Source organism: Stenotrophomonas sp. LC732 (assembly GCF_052446685.1).
In the GTDB taxonomy this organism is placed as follows: domain Bacteria; phylum Pseudomonadota; class Gammaproteobacteria; order Xanthomonadales; family Xanthomonadaceae; genus Stenotrophomonas; species Stenotrophomonas muris.
The window spans coordinates 3711224-3729761 of record NZ_CP199214.1 but is presented as its reverse complement, the minus strand read 5'-3'; the positions used below and the strand labels follow the sequence as shown (position 1 = coordinate 3729761).

Here is an 18538-nt window from a genome sequence, read left to right as displayed (position 1 = left end):
GGGGCCGGGCGCCGCGCGCCCGGAATGGCAGGCCTAGAAGTCGTACTGCAGGCGGCCGGTGACCGCGCGGGTGCGGTCCACCGTGACCCCGGCCAGGCGGTCGCGGTTGCGGCTTTCGATCACGTTGAGCATGAAGCGCAGGTTGTCGCGCAGGTACCAGTTGCCGCCCAGCGTCCAGGCTTCGGTGCTGCCGCGGCGCAGGTCCGGCGCGCCATCAAGGTGCTGCGCGCCCCACATCTGGTCGTAGCGCAGCGCCACTTCGAATGCACCGGCCTTGTGGCGGATGTCCTTCACCCGCGCGAAGCGTCCGGTCTTGCGGTCATAGGCGCGGCTTTCGCCGGTGACGAACCAGCTGAGCATGCCGTAGGCGGCCATCACGTCGCCGCGCTGGGCGCCGTCATCGAAGGTGGCGCCACTGAACTCGCCCTGCCACGACAGCGGGCCGCGCACCTGCGCGTATTCCAGCGACCACTTGTTGACGTCGGTATCGCGGCCGGCGGAGAAGTCGACCAGGGTCAGGCGGCTCTCGTCGGACAGGTGGCCGGCCGGGCGCGGGCGGATGCGCAGGCCGGGCACGCCATTGGCGCCGGGGTTGTCGTACGCCTCGCGGGCCAGCGACAGGCCCAGGTGCAGCACGTCGCCGTCGCTGGGCGAGGGCGCCCAGGTGATGCGACCACCCGCCGCGCGACCCTTCACCTGCCAGGCGTCGATGCTCTCCAGGCTGTAGAGGCTGGCCGCCCAGGTGAAGTCGCCCGGGTTGGCCTGCCAGGACGCACCCAGGCGGTACAGCGGCGCCAGCGTGGTGCCGGCGTTGCCGCGCTCCAGGAAGCTGCCGTAGTTGGAGCTGGTACGGTCATCCAGCGAGAAATACTGCTTGAACTGGCCCACGGTCAGCTTGCCCGCCTTGCCGAAGCTGCGGGCCAGGTAGACATCCTTGGCCTCGACGCGGTCGCCGGAGAAGTCGGCTTCCAGCTTGTAGTCGACCACGAAGAACTTGCCGGACACATCGACCCATGCACGGCGGATCTCGGTGTCATCCTTGTTCGGCGTTCCGCGGTTGTCGTTGTCGAAGGTGGCGAAGTCCAGGTGCAGGCGGCCACCCAGGGTGGCGGTGACCGGACGGTCGTCTTCGGCGAAGGCCGGCACCGACAGCGCAGCCAGCGCCATCATGGCGGCAGGACGCCGCCAGGCAAACGTGAATTCCACAAACCCTCCCAGGTGCGCGCCAGGCGCGCGGCAATCGTGGGCACCGGACGGTGCGCGGCCGCAGTCTGGGTCGGGCAAGCTGTCATCGTCCTGTCAACGGATTGTGCGGTGCAGCGAAAAGCAGGCCGCTGGGCTCGCCGTGCCGCGCCCGGCGAGCCCAGCGGCGGCATGCGGTAGCATTCGGTTCCCCTCCCACCCGTGTGCCCATGCGCCTGCTGCTGGTCGAAGACAATCCGGATCTGGCCGATGCGATCATCCGCCGGATGCGCCGCAGCGGGCACGCCGTGGACTGGCAGGCCGATGGCCTGGCCGCTGCCAGCGTGCTGCGCTACCAGAGCTTCGACCTGGTGGTGCTGGACATCGGCCTGCCCAAGCTCGATGGCCTGCGCGTGCTGGCCGGCATGCGCGAGCGCGGTGACAGCACGCCGGTGCTGATGCTGACCGCGCGTGACGGCATCGAAGATCGCGTGCAGGCGCTGGATGTGGGGGCCGACGACTACCTGGGCAAGCCGTTTGATTTCCGCGAGTTCGAAGCGCGCTGCCGCGTGCTGCTGCGGCGTGCGCGCGGCCAGGCCAGCGAAGTGGTGCAGATTGGCGGCTTCCAGTTCGACAACGCGGCGCACCGGGTCAGCCTCGACGGGGAGCCGATCGAACTGCCCAATCGCGAGTACCGCCTGCTGGAGATCCTGGTCGGCCGTCTTGGCCAGGTGGTCGGCAAGGACGAGATCGGCAACGGCCTGTTTGGTTTCGATGACGAAGCGGGCCCGAATGCCATCGAGTTGTACGTTGGTCGCCTGAGAAAGAAGCTGGCGGGCGCGCCGCTGCGCATCACCACGGTGCGTGGCGTCGGTTACCTGCTGGAAGCCAGCGATACCCATGCCGACGCCGATGGCTGACACGCGTGCTGCGACTGCGGCGCCGGGTTCGCTGCGGCGCACGCTGCTGCTCTACCTCGGCGTGCTGCTGGCGGTGTTCGCGGTGGCCCTGCTGTTCGCCGCACGCGATTACGGCCAGCGCGCCGCCAACCGATCCTACGATCACCTGCTGGTGTCCTCGGCGCTGTCCATCGCCGATTCGGTGGCCCTGGTCGACGGCCAGTGGCAGGTCGATCTGCCCTATGCGGCGCTGGACCTGCTGGCGATGGCGCCGGAGGACCGCGTGTTCTACCGGGTGGCCGACAGCCGCGGCACGCTGATCACCGGCTACGGTGATCTGCCGACACCGCCGCGCAGGCCCGGTACCCAGCCGCAGCTGTTCGACGCCCCCTACAGCGGCGAAACCGTGCGCTTCGTGGTGGTCGGCCGCAGTTTCGCCGCGGCCTCCGCGCAGGGCGAGGTGCAGGTGCAGGTGGGCCAGACCCGGCGCGCGCGAAGCCGTTGCGCAGGACATGGTCAATCGTGCATTGCTGGCGATCGGTGTGTTGTCCGGGCTGCTGCTGGCGCTGGTGGCGTTCGGCGTGCATCGTGCGTTCCGGCCGCTGGTGCGGGTGGAGCGCGAGCTGTCGCGCCGCGAGCCGTCCGACCTGAAGCCGCTCGATGCCCGCGTGCCACGCGAGATGGACCAGATGGTGGCCGCGTTGAACCGCTTCATGGAGCGCCTGTCCAGCAGCAACGAGACACTGCGCGCGTTCATGGCCGAGGCCGCACACCAGATGCGCACGCCACTGGCGGCATTGCGAGCTCAGGCGCAGTTGGCGCTGGATGATGACGATCCGGAGGACATGCGACGCAGCCTGCAGGCGATCGAGCGCAACGCCACGCATATGAGCCGGCTGCTCAACCAGCTGCTCAGCGATGCCAGCGTGATCCATCGTTCGCACCTGCAACGCTTTGCGGCGGTGGATCTGGCCGAGACCGTGCACCAGGCGTTACATGAAGCACTGCCGCAGGCAAGCCCTGCACCGCGCGTGCAACTGGCGATGACTGCCGAGCCGGTGCAGGTGCATGGCGACGCGCTGCTGCTGCGCGAGGCAATCAAGAACCTGGTCGACAACGCGTTGAAGTACGGCGGCGACGGCCCGTTGCAGATCGCGCTGACCGTGGAAAGCGGGCAGGCCGTGCTGACCATCGCCGACCATGGCGCAGGCATCGCGGCTGCCGATGCCGAACGCGTATTCGAGCGCTTCGCGCGTGGCGAAGGCGCGCCATCCGGCGGTGCCGGGCTGGGCCTGGCCATCGTCAAGCGGGTGGTCGACAGCCACGGCGGCCGCATCGACCTCAGCAACCGCCCGCAGGGCGGGCTGATCGCCACCATCCGCCTGCCACGGAGCAGTCCATGATCCGCCTGTTTGCCACGGCCGTTGCCCTGCTGCTGGCCCTGCCGGTGCTGGCCGCGCCCGGCGATGTGCGTCGTTTTCCCGCACAGGGGGCGGCCACCGCGCAGCTGCGCATTCACGGCACTACCGACATCGAAGTGTTCGCGGTGGTGATTGCCGATTACCAGCGGCTGCACCCGGGCACCGAGGTGGTGTACGAGGACATCATCACCCAGGACCTGTACGCGCGTTACCTGCACGACCGCGGTGGACCGGCATCGCCGGACCTGCTGATCTCCAGCGGCATGGACCTGCAGACCAAGCTGGTCAACGATGGCCACGCGCTGCCACATCGCTCGGCGCTGACCGCTGCGCTGCCAGCCTGGGCGCAGTGGCGCAACGAGGCCTTCGGCATCAGCTACGAGCCGGTGGTGATGGTCTACAACACCCGCGCAATGCCTTCGGCAAAGGTGCCGCACACGCGCCGCCAGCTGCTGGACCGGCTGCGTGCCGAAGGTGCACCGCTGCGCGGCAGGGTCGGCACCTATGACATCGAGCGCAGCAGTGTCGGCTACCTGCTGGCAACCCAGGATGCGCAGCGCGGCAGCATCGCCGGCGCGCTGCTGGGGGCGCTCGGCGACAACGACGTAGTGCGCGAAGAGCGCACCGGCGTGCTGCTGGACAAGGTGGCCAGCGGCGAGCTGTCGCTGGTCTACAACGTGCTTGGTTCCTACGCGCAGGCACGGGTGGATGCCGGCGCGCCACTGGCCATCGTCGAGCCTGAGGACTACACGCTGGTGGTGCTGCGCACCGCGGTGATTCCGCGTACCGGCCCACACCCGGAAGAAGCGCGGCGCTTCCTCGACTACCTGCTGTCGCCCCGTGGCCAGCAGGTGCTGTCGCGCGAGGCGCGGCTGATGCCGATCGTGACCGGCAACGCACGTGGCGACGATGCGCCCGGCCGCAGCCGGCGTCCGATCCAGCTCGGCCCGGGCCTGCTGGTGTACCTGGATGCGCTCAAGCGCCGCCAGTTCCTCGATGCCTGGCGCAGCAGCGTCGAGCCGGCGGGGCGCTGAGGCTCCGGCCTGCCCGTACAATGGCGGCATGAGCGAATACACCATCCTGATCGCCGACGACCACCCGCTGCTGCGTTCGGCGGTGGTGCAGTCCTTGCGGCAGAGCCTGCCGCTGGCGCAGGTACGCGAGGTGGCCAGTGCCGATGCGCTGGCCGAGGCGCTCGACGCACAGCCGGACGTGGACCTGGTGCTGCTCGACCTGACCATGCCCGGCGCGCACGGTTTTTCCGCGCTGCTGCACGTGCGCGGCTCGCATCCGGACATCCCGGTGGTGATCCTCTCCTCCAACGACCATCCGCGGGTGATCCGCCGTGCCCAGCAGTTCGGCGCCGCCGGTTTCATCCCGAAGTCCGCGCCGGCCGAGACCATCGGCGAGGCCGTGCAGGCAGTACTCGATGGCGGCCTGTGGTTCCCGGCGATGGCCGCCGAGCGTTCCGAGGCCGATGCACTACTGGCCAGCCGCCTGGCCCAGCTGACCCCGCAGCAGTTCCGCGTGCTGCTCTGCCTGGCCGACGGCCTGCTCAACAAGCAGATCGCCTACACCCTGGGGCTGGCCGAGAACACGGTGAAGGTGCACGTCACCGCCATCCTGAAGAAGCTCGAGTGCCACAGCCGCACACAGGCGGCGGTGCTGGTGAAGGCGCTGGAGCCCGAGGGCGACGCCGGCATCGGGCTGTAGTTTCCAGCCAACGGCGCAGCCCCTCGTGGGTGGACACGTAGAGCAGTTCATGGGTGAGGCCGGGCAGGTGGACTGCACAGGGGCCGCTGCAAGTACATCCATGTAAGCTCGGTCGCCGCATCCATGCGGCTGACACCCCCGCGCACCCAACCCGACCGGCCCACCCACGGCTTCTGCTTTCCACGACCAACCAGACACCACCCACGAGGGGCTGCGCCGTTGGCTGGAAACTACCCGCGATGGCGGATCAGCAACTGACTCATCAGTGCCCGCAGCGCCGGCGGCTTCACCGGCTTGGCCATCATCCCCCAGCCGCGTTCGGCGGCCATCTCACGCAATCCCGCATCGCGCTCGGCAGTAACCAGCACTACAGGCGGGCGGGCCTGCCACAAGTCTGCCAATGTCTCGTACAGCACCGGCCCATGGTGATCGCCCATGCGCACATCCAGCAGCACCAGCTCCGGTACTGCGCCTGTTGCTGCCAGCTGCAGCGCCGCCTGTGGGCCATCGGCCAGCGCCACCTCGCAGCCCCAGCGCTCCAGCAGCGCGCGGCTGGCCGCGCACACGTGCGGATCGTCGTCGATCACCCACACCCGGCGACCGCGACGCGGGTTGTCCGCCGCCGGTTCCTGCACCAGCACCGGCACAGGAGCAGTAGCGGGAATCGCGCTGGCTTCGCCGAACGGCACGCCCACCGCGAACACGCTGCCCTGGCCCAGCTGCGAGCGCAGCCGGATCGGATGCCCAAGCAGGCGGCCGATGCGATCGACGATGGCCAGGCCAAGGCCGGCGCCGCGCTGCTGGCCGTCGTGCAGGCGGCGGAACTCCTCGAAGATCTCGCCCTGCAACGCGTCGGGAATGCCGGGGCCCTGGTCGTGCACCTCGATCCACAGCATGCCTTCACGGCGACGGCAGCCGAGCAGCACGCGGCCGCGTTCGCTGTAGCGCAGCGCGTTGGACAGGAAGTTCTGCAGGATTCGGCGCAGCAGGGCTTCATCGCTGACCACCACCGCATTGGTATCGACCCAGTCGACCACCAGGCCACGCGACTGTGCGGCGATGCCGAATTCGCGCGCCAGCGTCTGCAGCAAAGGCCCGAGCCGGAACGCCTGCACTCGGGTCGGCAGGCTGCCGGATTCCAGGCGCGCGATATCCAGCAGACTATTGAGGATCGCATCCTGCGCGGCCAGCGCAGCATCGATGTGGTCCGCAGTCTGCTGCTGCGCCGGGTCGCCCAGCTTGCCGCGCAGCACCGAGACGAACATGCGCGCCGCGTTGAGCGGCTGCAGCAGGTCGTGCACGGCCGAGGCGACGAATCGCGTCTTGTAGCGGTTGGCCTGCTCGGCTTCGCGGCGTGCTTCTTCCAGGTCATGGGTGCGCTCGGCGATGCGGTGTTCCAGCGCATCGGCCAGCGAGCGCAGTTCGCGCGCGGCGTTCTTGTAGCTGGTGATGTCGGCATAGCTGGTGACGAAGCCGCCGTCGGGCAGCGGGTTGCCGCGGATTTCCAGCACGGTGCCATCGTCTTTTTCGCTCTCGCGCATGTGCGGGCGGCCGCTGCGCAGGTGATTCAGGCGGCGCTCGATGGCTTCATCGACCGGGCCCGGACCAAGCAGGCCACGGCGTGCGTTGAAGCGGAACAGTTCCTCGATCGGCCGGCCGACGCGAACCAGGTCCTGCGGGAAGCGGAACAGTTCCAGATAGCGCGAATTCCACGCGACCAGGCGCAGTTCGCGGTCGATCACCACCACGCCCTGCGGCAGGTGTTCGAGGCTGCGGCTGAGGCCGCTGTCGGCATCGGTGGCGGCCTGCAGCAGGCCATCCTGCGCGGTACGCAGTTCCTGTGCATGCTGCTTGAGCAGGGTTTCCAGCTCGCGGCGGCTGCGCAGGCGATGCTTGGCCAGTCGCCGGCGCTGCTGCACGAACAGCACCAGGAAGCCCAGCGCCAGCCATGCAGCGCCACCGGTGAGTGCTGCGGCGCGGCCGGCGCCGGTGGCGGCACTGGCATCGTGCAGCAGGTGCAGGTTCCAGCCTTCGGCGGGCAGCGGCAGGCTCTGCCACAGCATCGGCTGCGGCAGCGCCGGATCCAGCAGGCGCACCATGCGGCCGCCATCGGCCAGCACGTCTTCGGTGCGTGCGCGCAGGGGCTGCAATGCGCGGTCGGCGTACTGGCGGGCGTCCAGCATCTCGCGGCGCTCATCGGCCCCCAGCGGGCGCAGCAGCCGGTAGCGCCAGCTGTCCCGGTTGGCCAGGAACACCACGTCGTGGTCGTCGCTGGCCAGCACCACGTCCGGGCTGCTCAGCCATTCCTGTTCCAGCGCGGACAACTCGACCTTGATCACCACCACGCCCAGCCGCTTGCCGTCTTCTTCGATGGCCTGCGAAAGGTAATAGCCGGGCACGCCGGTGGTCATGCCGATGCCGTAGAAGCGGCCACGGCCCTGCGCCAGCGCCTGGCGGTAGTAGGGGCGGTAGCTGTAGTTCTCGCCGACGTTGGTGGTCGGCTGGTCCCAGTTGCTGGCCGCCACCGCCACACCGTCGTGGCCGACCAGGGTCAGGGTCGAGGCACGGGTGACTTCGTTGGCGCGTTGCAGCTTGAGGTTCAGCCGCTGCCGTTCGCTGGGCGAGGGCGGCACGCGCAGTGCATGCAGCAGATCCGGGTCAAGTGCCAGCACCTGCGGCAAGGTGCCGAAGCGGTCGATGCGCTGTTGCAGGCCCTGGCCATACAGCTGCAGCTGGCGTTGCACTTGGCTGCTTTCCTCGCCGAGCGCGCGCCGCCAGGCGTAATGACCGGCGGCGACCGCGCACAGCACGGTACCGCCGACCATCACCAGCAGGGTCAGCAACAGCATCCGGTGGCGGCTGAGCCAGTACATGGCGGCAGTCTACGCAGGGCCGGCGGGCGTGGCGTGCACGCCCGCCGGGGTCTGACGTGGAAGGGGTCAGAAGTGCATCTGCGCGCGCAGTTCGAAGATCTCCGGCGTGCTGTGCACGCCACGACGGCTGGCGTCGACCTTCACGTAGTTGGCCTGGAACTTGAAGTGGCTGGTCAGGTACCAGTTCGCGCCCAGCGTCAGGTCGTGCTGGCGGCCGCCGAGGATGCTGCCATCGTCCAGGTCGAGACGGCTGTATCGGGCCAGCAGTTCGACCGCGCCGTAGTTGTGCGCCGGCTTGATGTTGGCCACCGCGCCGGCGTTGTACGGACGCGATTCGCCGGTCAGCACCCAGCTGGCCATCGCGTACTGGCCACTGCCGGTGTAGTCGGGCTTGCCGTCACGACGGGTGACCGTAGCGCGCAGCGCTTCGGCCTGCAGCGAGAACGGGCCCCGGATCCAGATGCCTTCCAGGCCGGTGCGGCGGATCTGGTCGGCGGTGACCAGCGCACCGGAATCGACGTAGCGGATGTCGGTCAGGCCGGCTTCCGGGCGCGCGCGCAGGCGGGCGCTGGCCTCGTGATGCACGTCGCGGCCATCGCTGTAGCCACGCGGGTTTTCCTGCGAGTAGGCCAGGCCCAGGTGGATCACATCGCCCGGTGCCTTCACCGGCGTCCACACCGCACGCACCGCCTGGGTGGTGCCGGGGTTGTCGCCCTGCAGGTCCTTGCCGCCATAGGCCCCGGCCTGCAGCAGGTACTGCGGGCGCTCCAGCACCCACTCCACGCCGGTGCGGCGGCCTTCGTAGAAGGCCTGCACCGGCAGCGAGGTTTCCAGGAAGCTGCCGGCACGCGAAGAGGTGTTCGCATCCAGGCCGACCGGGGTCTTCATGTAGCCGAAGCGGAAGCGGCCGACGTCACGGCCGAAGAAGGCCTTGCTCTCGAAGCGCACGAACACGTCCAGCCAGGTATCGGCCTGGAAGTCGTAGTAGACCATCGCATCGTAGACGCCCTTCTTTTTCAGCGTCGCGCCGAATTCCTTGCGGCGCACGGCATCGTCGTCCTCGAGGCCACTGGCCGAGGAGAAGTCGTTGTAGTCGTAGGCGATGTTGGCGGTGGCCGCCAGCTCGGTGCCATCACCGAAGGTGTACTTGGTCGGCCAGTTGTCGAAATCGGCGGCCGAGGCGAAGGCGGGAAGGGCGGCCAGCGACAGGGCCAGCAAGGTGGGATTCGGGCGCATGTTGGGTGCGGCTCTCTCAGATTGCGTGTGGACAGGACATCAACGGCCGCAAGGGCCGGAACTTTCGCAAAGACTCACCCAGCCGTTCAGCCCGGGCCACCAGCCTCCCCAGGATCGGGCGGTGCGGCGCCAGTGTAGGCACCTGTGCCACCTGAACCGGGAGGCTAGTACCAATAGGTTATCTGCGCTGGCGTGCCTGGCGCGTACAAAGGCGTCCATTGGTCGCACCTCCTGTGCGTGCTGCACAGGGCCTGCGATCAGTTTCCACGGTAACGGTTCCCGTGCAGCTCCGGGGCCGTACGTGCCTGAAAACGCCCCTTCCGGAGTCCGCCATGCACATCCCGACCGCAGCACCGGTGCCTGCAAAGCCGTTGCCGATCTATCGCCAGCTGTACTTCCAGGTGATCGTGGCGATCGTCCTGGGCGCCATCCTCGGCCATTACGAGCCGTTGATCGGCGAGAAGATGAAGCCGCTCGGTGATGCCTTCATCAACCTGGTGAAGATGATCATCGCGCCGGTGATCTTCCTCACCATCGTCACCGGCATCGCCAGCATGACCCACCTGCGTACGGTGGGCCGGGTCTTTGCCAAGGCGATGGCGTACTTCCTGTTCTTCTCCACGCTGGCGCTGATCGTCGGCATGATCGTGGCGCACGTGGTGCAGCCCGGCGCCGGCATGAACATCAACCCCGCCGAGCTGGACCAGACCGCGGTGCACAGCTACGTCGAGAAGTCGCACGACCTGACCCTGGTCGGCTTCCTGATGGACATCATCCCGAAGACGCTGCTCAGCGCGTTCGTCGACGGCAACATCCTGCAGGTGCTGTTCGTGGCCGTGCTGTTCGGCATCGCGCTGGCGATGGTGGGCGAGAAGGGCAAGCCGGTGCTGAACTTCCTGGAGGCGCTGGTCGCTCCGGTGTTCAAGCTGGTGCACATCCTGATGAAGGCCGCCCCGATCGGCGCCTTCGGTGCGATCGCCTTCACCATCGGCAAGTACGGCGTCGGCTCGCTGATCAACCTGGCCTGGCTGGTGGGCTCGTTCTACCTCACCGCCTTCCTGTTCGTGGCGGTGATCCTCGGCGTGGTCTGCCGCCTGTGCGGCTTCTCGGTGTTCAAGCTGGCGCGCTACCTGAAGGCCGAACTGCTGCTGGTGCTCGGCACCTCGTCGTCGGAGTCGGCGCTGCCGTCGCTGATGGAGAAGATGGAACGCGCCGGCTGCAGCAAGTCGGTGGTGGGCCTGGTGGTCCCGACCGGCTACTCGTTCAACCTGGACGGCACCAACATCTACATGACCCTGGCGGCGCTGTTCATCGCCCAGGCCACCAACACCGAACTGACCCTGGGCCACCAGATCGCCCTGCTGCTGGTCGCCATGCTCAGCTCCAAGGGCGCGGCCGGCGTCACCGGCGCGGGCTTCATCACCCTGGCCGCCACCCTGGCCGTCGTGCCGGAAGTGCCGGTGGCCGGCATGGCGCTGATCCTGGGCGTGGACCGCTTCATGAGCGAATGCCGCTCGCTGACCAACTTCATCGGCAATGCCGTGGCCACCGTGGTGGTCTCGCGCTGGGAAGGCGCGCTGGACCGCAACCGCCTGAAGCTGGCGCTGGATGGCCGCGAAAGCGAACTGCCGCCGCCGGTCGATGCGCTGCCCGAGGCACTGCCGGCCAAGGGCTGATCCAGGTGTGTGGTACCGCGGGGCCGGTCACGACAGTGGTACGGCCCCGCGGCGTTTCAGGGCGTCCCATGGCTGTCATGGGCAACGCCGAAGCTGACATCGCGGTACCGTCGCATACGGCACGGAATTGTGCGGTCGCAGCATGCTTGCGACAGGATAGCGACAGGTCCAGACGCTCCAACGGGGGTATCATCCCCTGTCCCTTCTGCCCATTCATGTAACCCACATCGATGTCCAACGAAGATTTCAAACAGGCCGCCCTCGATTACCACCGGATGTCCCCCCCGGGAAAGATCAAGGTTTCCGCTACCAAGCCCATGCTGACCCAGCGCGACCTGTCGCTGGCGTATTCGCCGGGCGTGGCGTACGCCTGTGAAGCGATCAAGGCCGACCCGCAGCAGGCCAGCGAGCTGACTGCCCGCGGCAACCTGGTGGCGGTGATCTCCAACGGCACCGCGGTGCTGGGCCTGGGCAACATCGGCGCGCTGGCCGGCAAGCCGGTGATGGAAGGCAAGGGCGTGCTGTTCCAGAAGTTCGCCGGCATCGATGTGTTCGACATCGAAGTCGACGAGACCGACCCGGACAAGCTGGTCGACATCATCGCCTCGCTGGAACCGACGTTCGGCGGCATCAACCTGGAAGACATCAAGGCGCCGGAATGCTTCGTGGTCGAGCGCAAGCTGCGCGAGCGCATGAAGATCCCGGTGTTCCATGACGACCAGCACGGCACGGCGATCATCGTCGGCGCGGCGGTGCTCAACGCCATGGCGATCACCGGCAAGAAGATCGAGGACGTGAAGCTGGCGACCACGGGCATGGGCGCGGCCGGCATTTCCTGCGTGAACATGCTGGTGCAGCTGGGCCTGAAGCCGGAAAACATCCTGGCCTTCGACCGCGAGGGCGTGATCCACACCGGTCGTACCGACCTGGATCCGGAAAAGCAGCGCTATGCGCGCGACACCGACAAGCGCACCCTGGCCGAGATCGTCGACGGCGCGGACATCTTCCTGGGCCTGTCGGCGCCGGGCATCCTGACCGCCGACATGGTCAAGACCATGGCGCCGGATCCGGTGATCTTCGCACTGGCCAACCCGACCCCGGAAATCATGCCGGAACTGGCGCGCGCCGCCCGTCCGGACGCGATCATCGGCACCGGCCGTTCGGACTACCCGAACCAGGTCAACAACGTGCTGTGCTTCCCGTACCTGTTCCGTGGTGCGCTGGACGTGGGCGCCACCGCGATCAACGAGGAAATGAAGATCGCCTGCGTGCGTGCCATCGCTGCACTGGCCCGCCGCGCCGCCACCGACATGGGCTCGGCCTATGGCGGTGACACCCCGAGCTTCGGCCGTGAATACCTGATCCCGCGTCCGTTCGACCGTCGCCTGCTGGTGGAGCTGTCGGCCGCCGTGGCCCAGGCCGCAATGGATTCGGGCGTGGCCTCGCGCCCGATCGACGACATGGGCGCCTACCGCGACAAGCTGGCCCAGTTCGTCTACCGCACCAGCCTGATGATGAAGCCGGTCTACGACCGCGCGCGCAGCGACAAGCAGCGCGTGGTGTACGCCGAAGGCGAAGAGGAAGTGGTGTTGCAGGCGGTGCAGAACGTGGTCGATGACGGCCTGGCGCACCCGATCCTGATCGGCCGCCCGGAAGTGATCGAGTCGCGCATCGAACGCCTCGGCCTGCGCCTGAAGATCGGCGAGAACGTTGAAGTCACCAACATCAACGATGACCCGCGCTTCAACGAATACTGGCAGTACTACCATGGCCTGACCGGCCGTCGTGGCGTGACCGTGGCCGCGGCGAAGAACCTGATGCGTTCGCGCCCGACCCTGATCGCAGCAGTGATGGTGGCGCGTGGCGAAGCCGATGCGATGCTGACCGGCATCGTCGGCCGCTTCCACAAGAAGCTGGGCTACGTGCGCAGCGTGCTGCCGCTGGAGCCGAAGGTCACCTCGACCTCGGCGATGACCGGCGTGATCAACCAGCAGGGCGTGTTCTTCTTCGTCGATACCCACGTGCAGGAAGACCCGACCGCCGAGCAGCTGTGCGAAGCGACCCTGCAGGCGGCCTACCGCATGAAGTTGTTCGGCATCGAGCCGAAGGTCGCGCTGCTGTCGCACTCCAACTTCGGCAGCCACGATTCGAAGGACGCGCTGAAGATGCGCCAGGTGCGCGAGCTGCTGCTCAAGCGCAACCCGCGCCTGAACGTGGACGGCGAAATGCAAGGCGACACCGCATGGGATGAAGCGCTGCGCCAGAAGCTGCTGCCGGGCTCGACCCTGCAGGGCCGCGCCAACCTGTTCGTGCTGCCGAACCTGGAAGCGGCCAACATCGCCTACAACCTGGTGCGCGTGTTCACCGATGGCGTGGCGATCGGCCCGATCCTGATGGGCGTGAACAAGCCGGTGCATATCCTGACCACCAGCGCCACTTCGCGCCGGATCCTGAACATGACCGCGATCGCGGCGGTCGATGCGCAGATCCGCAAGCAGCTGGAAGCGGAAAAGAAGGCATAAGCCTTCTTTCCCACTTCCGCTGCCCACGCATTCTTCCTCTACCCCCGCCTTCGGCGCGCCCCTTCAATAAGAAGGGGCTCCTGGTCGGGAGAATGATGGCGCTGGCGCGGCTGGACGTCGGCGCAAGTGAAAACACCGGGCATTGCCCGGTGTTTTCATTTGCCGCAACGGCCGCCGAACCTGCCACACGCGCTACGCCGCCCGGTCATTTCCCTGCAACGCCGTTGCGGCCCAATACGCCCACGCGGCCCGGCCGTGGGAAGGGACCGGACCGGCCTTCCCACCCTGGGCCCGACCAACTTTCATGGGCGAGGGTGTCATGCGTAATCGAGTCACGCGGCGATATTTCCAGCAGCTGTTCGCGCTGTACGCCGGTTTCGTGCAGTCGCGCTGAGGCGTAGAAAGCAGCGAGGTAGAGTCGACCGTTGGTCGACTATCGCGCGAAGCGCGGGGTTTTCGGGGGCTGTACGAAAGTCAGTCGACTAACAGTCGACTCTACCCAGTCGCCCCAATTCCCAGTTGACCAGCCAGTCAGCGCCGCTTGCCGCGGCGTGCAGGGGCCGGCGGCGGTGCATCCGACCGCGGCTTGGCGTACTGGGCCCACAGTGCGGGCAGTGCCTTGCCGGTGTGCTTCTGCCACAGGGCCGGTGCATAGCGGCCATCGCGCAGGGCCGTGTCCAGTGCCAGCACCAGGCCCGGGTGTTCGGCGTCGGCCCATTTCAGGAACGCACCGGTGACCCGGTAGCCGCTGTCGAAGTTCTGACCCTTCTCGACCTTGCCCGGCAGCGACCAGCCCGCGGCGGCATTGTCCATGCCGTAGCGGTCGCGTGCGTAGTCGGCGATGCCCTCCACCAGCCAACCCGGCACCCGTGCGTCGCCATGGCCCGGATAGCCCTGCACGATGTGCATGGCCTCATGGGTGACCAGGTCGATGTCGTTGGGGTGCTGCGCCAGCCAACCCGGATTGATGGTGATCGTTGCCGCCTGGTCCTTGTCACCGACGAAGGCGATCCCGGTGTAGGCCGGATCGATCACGATGCGCACCATCGATGGCGCGGCCGGGTGGAAGTCCGCACGTTCGCGCAGGTAGGCGAAGTAGAACGTATCGATCACCCGCTTGCGCTGCGGCGCGGCCAGGGCGCCACGGGCGTCCTGGTAGTTCAGCGTCACGCCGTCGCGGGTCAGCTGCGCATCAAAGGCCTGGGTCTGGCCGAAGCTGGAGAAGGAAAGGGCAACAAGGGCCAGAGGCAACAGACGGTAGCGCATAGGGCTCATTGTACGGCGCTGGGCGCCAACAGTTCGATCTCCGCCAGCGGCAGCCGGCCCGGCGCGGCCAGGCGCAGCCGGTACTCGCTGTAACGACCGGGTCTGGCGATGCGGAACGGACGGGTCTGGCGGGCAGACTCGAAGGCTTCGCCGCTGCGCTGGTCGAGCACGGTCCAGTGGCCGTTGCCATTGCGCGCTTCCAGCGTCCATTCGCCGCCCTGGATGCGGCCGTCACCGCTGGTCAGCGTATACATCGTCGGCGTGCCATTGCTCAGGCCGGTCAGTGCGATGGTCGCGCCGCCACCCAGGCCGACGGTGGTGGCCGCATCGTCATCGACCAGCGCCGGCAGGGCGCGGCCATCGGCCAGCGTCGCCTTCGCGCCGCTGCCGAGCAGGTCGTGCAGCAGCTGCGGGCGCTGGCCACGGGCGGTCAGCGAGCGCGGCACGTCATCCACGCCGCTGCCCCAGCGCGACGGCTGCGGGCCCATCACGAAGTCCAGCGTCGCGCCCTTGGCGATCAGCTCGTGCGGCACCCAGGTCTTCGTCCAGGGCGTGCCGTTGATCTTCAGCGACTGCACGTAGACGTTCTCTCGCGAATTGTTGGCCGCGTTCACGGTCAGCACCGCGCCGCCCTGCAGTTCCACCCGCGCGTGGCGGAAGGCCGGCGAACCGATCACATACTCCGGGGCGCCCATGCGCAGCGGGTACAGGCCCAGCGAGGCCAGCACGTACCACGCCGAGGTCTCGCCATTGTCCTCGTCGCCCGGATAGCCCTGGCCGATCTCGCTGCCGACGTACAGCCGCGACAGGATCTCGCGCACGTGCTGCTGGGTCTTCCACGGCTGCCCGGCGTACAGGTACATCCACGGGATGTGGTGCGCCGGCTGGTTGCTGTGCGCGTACATGCCCATGCGCACGTCGCGCGCCTCGGTCATCTCGTGGATGGTGCCGCCGTAGGAACCGGCCAGTGCCGGGTCCGCGGTTTCCGGCGTGGCGAAGAAGGCATCCAGTTTCGCCGCCAGCTTGTCGCGGCCACCGTACAGCGCGGCCAGGCCTTCGCCATCGTGGGCGGCGGTGAAGGCGAAGGTCCAGCCATTGGACTCGGTGTAGTCGTGGCCCCACACGCGCGGGTCGTAGTCCTTCGCGTCCACGCGCCAATGGCCATCGGCAGTGCGGCCCTGGAAGAAACCGGCGGCCGGATCGAACATCGTCGTGTAGCTGGCGGCGCGATAGCGGAAGTAGTCGGCCTCGGTGCTGTAGCGCTCGCGTGCGGCCGGCGTGGTCGCACGCTTGGCCAGCGCGTCGGCCATGTTGGCGATGCCGAAATCATTGAGTGCGCCTTCCATCGTCCACGACATGCCTTCATGCACGTCCGCGCTGGCGTAGCCACGGAAGGTCGAACGGTCCATGCCCTTGCGGCCGACATGGCGGTCGGGCGGGACCACGGTCGCGTTCTTCAGCGCGGCGGCGTAGGCCTCGGCCGGATCGAAACCGCCGATGCCCTTCAGCCACGCATCGGCGAAGGCCACGTCCGAGCTGGTACCGACCATCAGGTCCGCATAGCCCGGCGACGACCAGCGTGCGATCCAGCCGCCGGCGCGGTACTGCTCGATGAAGCCCTGCACTAGCTGGCCGGCATCGTCGGGCGTGAACAGTGCATAGGCCGGCCAGGTGGTGCGGAAGGTGTCCCAGAAGCCGTTGTTGACGAACACCTTGCCATCGCGCACGCCGGCGTAACTGCGGGTCGCGCTGCCTTCGGTGTTGTCATCGCTGGCGCTGGCCTGGTTGGCGTAGCGCCACTCCGGTGCGGCGGCGCTGCCCACGTTCTCGTGGCCGGAATTCGGGTACAGGTACAGCCGGTACAGGCTGGAGTACAGCGTGGTCTTCTGGTCGTCGCTGGCATCGCCGATGTCGAAGCGGGCCAGGCGCGCGTCCCACGCGTCCTGTGCGCGGCCGGCCACGCTCTCCAGCGTATCGGCGGCGGCGATTTCCAGTGCGAGGTTGTGCCGCGCCTGCTCCACCGAGATCAGCGAGGTGGCGATGCGCATCGTCACCCGCCGCTCACTGCCGGCATCGAACTTGATGTAACCGGTCGGGCGCCCGGTGTCGAGGCGGCCGCTGCTGCGCCAGGGCTTGTCGAAGCTGGCCACCACGTACATGCGGCTGGCGCCGTTGGAGAGGCCGCTGCGCGTATCGGTGTAGCCGGACAGCGTCTGTGTGGCGGCATCCAGAGTCAGGCCACCACGTGCATCGACGTTGTCGAACAGCAGGTTGGCGTCACCGCCTTCGGGGAAGTCGAAGCGGAACAACGCGGCATGATCGGTCGGTGCGATGGCGGCAGCGATGCCGTTGTCGAAGCGCACGTCGTAGCGGTAGGGGCGCGCGCTTTCATGGCGGCGATCGAACGACAGCGCGCGCTTGCGGCGGTCGGCCTCCGGCACGCCACGGCTGGCCGAGGGCATCACCTGGAAGGTCTGGCGGTCACCCATCCACGGGCTGGGCTGGTGGCTCAGCGCAAGCGCCTGCAGCTGCGGGCGGTTCTGTGCGTCGTTCTGATCGTTCCAGCGGTACAGCCAGTTCAGTGCGCCGGCATCGGTCACCGGGGTCCAGAAGTTGAAGCCGTGCGGCACCGCCGTGGCCGGGAAATTGTTGCCGCGCGAGAAGGTGCCGTTGGCCTGGGTGCCGCGGGTGGTCAGCACCCAGTCGGAGACGCGCTGTGGCTGCTGCCGCGGCTGTGCGTCCAGGCGCACGTCATCAATCCAGCCAGAGACCGGCGCGCCCTCGGCACTGGCCACCTCCAGCTCGATCGCCACCACGCGGCGGCCCTTCAGCGTGGGTACGTCGCCCAGCCGCACTGCCTTGCGCGCCCACTGTTGCGGGTACAGCGTCTTCGATTCGCCCTGCGCGAGCGCGCCGATCGCCACCCCATGCTGGTCGCGCGCCGTACCGGCCGACACGCGGCTGCCATCGTCCAGCAGCAGGTCCAGCGAGACATAGGTCGAAGCGACGGTGTCCTTGCCGACGATCTCCGGCAGCACCAGCCACGACAGCGTGGTATCGGCCTCGATGGGCAGGTCGGCCTTGAACAGTTCGCGCCGCGCGCTGCCGCCTTCGCTGCTGTAGCGCAGTGCATGCAGGCCGCTGTAGCCGGCGTTGCGCTTGGCCGCGTAAGGCGCCGCAGGGCCGTTGCCGATCGTGACCTGAAGTGCACCCGCGGCCTGCGTCGGGGCAGGTTCGCCGGGCTCGAACGAGGTCTGCAGCCCCTGTGCCAGCACCGGCATCGCAGTGGTCGCACAGGCCAGGGCCAGGGCGAGTGGAAGCAGGGCGCGGCGCGGATCGGACAGGGTCATGCAAGGGTCTCCCGGAAGGGCTGGCGGCGGGCAGAACCCGCATCGGCGGACACCACGGACAGCATCGCTCCGCCCGCCAGGCTGGCAGTGGAAGAGGCGATGCCGGTCCGGTGGGGGCGGGCCATGCGATCGGGTTGGATTGGGTGGGTCGGGGTGCGACCTGGCCCGATCCTGCAACAGCCGTCGCGCGCTGGCAAGTGCCATTTAGTTCGATCCAAATGCGGGAAATATCGCTGGAGTCGATTCTGGCGAGCGAACCTGCCGGAACGACCGCGAAATCCCCGGCGCCGCCGCCGCCCGGCGTGCGGCGGGGAGATGCGAGGCATCGGCGGGAGCGCGCAAAGGCCCGTTGTGGCGCAATGTCGGTGCGGCCCAGATGCTAGAATCACAGGCCTCGCAA

The 18538-nt window shown here is 68.0% G+C and carries 10 protein-coding genes and 1 pseudogene; 6 read left to right on the top strand and 5 right to left on the bottom strand.

All coding sequences use genetic code 11. The annotated features are described in order from the left end of the window. Positions 1-33 precede the first annotated feature (33 nt). On the bottom strand, positions 34-1170 hold the full coding sequence (locus tag ACT6SE_RS17645; protein WP_046432446.1) for an OprO/OprP family phosphate-selective porin: 1137 nt from the start codon (positions 1168-1170) through the stop codon (positions 34-36). Between the two features lie 242 nt (positions 1171-1412). Here ACT6SE_RS17645 and ACT6SE_RS17640 point away from each other — a divergent pair, with 242 nt between their 5' ends. The 4 genes and pseudogenes from ACT6SE_RS17640 (at position 1413) to ACT6SE_RS17625 (ending at position 5215) form a co-directional block, all read left to right on the top strand. Beyond that, the gene (locus ACT6SE_RS17640) at positions 1413-2102 is read left to right on the top strand and encodes a response regulator transcription factor (RefSeq protein WP_005419188.1); all 690 of its coding nucleotides are present in this window, start codon (positions 1413-1415) and stop codon (positions 2100-2102) included. Continuing rightward, a pseudogene (locus ACT6SE_RS17635) lies at positions 2095-3484 on the top strand (sensor histidine kinase N-terminal domain-containing protein). Before ACT6SE_RS17640 ends, ACT6SE_RS17635 begins: the two are co-directional and overlap by 8 nt. Further along, entirely contained in the window at positions 3481-4536 is a 1056-nt protein-coding gene (locus tag ACT6SE_RS17630) for an ABC transporter substrate-binding protein (RefSeq protein WP_014648361.1), read from the top strand. Before ACT6SE_RS17635 ends, ACT6SE_RS17630 begins: the two are co-directional and overlap by 4 nt. A gap of 28 nt (positions 4537-4564) precedes the next feature. After that, positions 4565-5215, top strand: a complete 651-nt coding sequence (locus ACT6SE_RS17625) for a response regulator (protein ID WP_014648360.1) — start codon at positions 4565-4567, stop codon at positions 5213-5215. A gap of 230 nt (positions 5216-5445) precedes the next feature. Here the strand turns inward: ACT6SE_RS17625 and ACT6SE_RS17620 are convergent, their stop codons facing one another. Together ACT6SE_RS17620 and ACT6SE_RS17615 are read right to left on the bottom strand one after the other, a co-directional pair. Further along, positions 5446-8088, bottom strand: coding sequence for a hybrid sensor histidine kinase/response regulator (locus tag ACT6SE_RS17620; protein ID WP_444811034.1), 2643 nt, complete (start codon positions 8086-8088; stop codon positions 5446-5448). 66 nt (positions 8089-8154) lie between these two features. Then, positions 8155-9324: an OprO/OprP family phosphate-selective porin gene (locus tag ACT6SE_RS17615; RefSeq protein ID WP_046432442.1), complete on the bottom strand. Its 1170-nt coding sequence runs from the start codon at positions 9322-9324 to the stop codon at positions 8155-8157. A 332-nt stretch (positions 9325-9656) separates the two neighbouring features. Between ACT6SE_RS17615 and ACT6SE_RS17610 the strand changes: the two genes are divergently transcribed. Beyond that, positions 9657-11000, top strand: coding sequence for a dicarboxylate/amino acid:cation symporter (locus ACT6SE_RS17610; RefSeq protein ID WP_014648357.1), 1344 nt, complete (start codon positions 9657-9659; stop codon positions 10998-11000). Positions 11001-11230: 230 nt separating this feature from the next. After that, positions 11231-13522 (top strand): NADP-dependent malic enzyme, encoded by a 2292-nt coding sequence (locus ACT6SE_RS17605; RefSeq protein WP_014648356.1) that lies wholly within the window; start codon positions 11231-11233, stop codon positions 13520-13522. A 531-nt stretch (positions 13523-14053) separates the two neighbouring features. Here the strand turns inward: ACT6SE_RS17605 and ACT6SE_RS17600 are convergent. Both ACT6SE_RS17600 and ACT6SE_RS17595 read right to left on the bottom strand, forming a co-directional pair. Then, entirely contained in the window at positions 14054-14797 is a 744-nt protein-coding gene (locus ACT6SE_RS17600; RefSeq protein ID WP_032959489.1) for a basic secretory protein-like protein, read from the bottom strand. Further along, positions 14794-18138 (bottom strand): GH92 family glycosyl hydrolase, encoded by a 3345-nt coding sequence (locus ACT6SE_RS17595; protein ID WP_046432440.1) that lies wholly within the window; start codon positions 18136-18138, stop codon positions 14794-14796. Before ACT6SE_RS17595 ends, ACT6SE_RS17600 begins: the two co-directional genes overlap by 4 nt. Positions 18139-18538 lie beyond the last annotated feature (400 nt).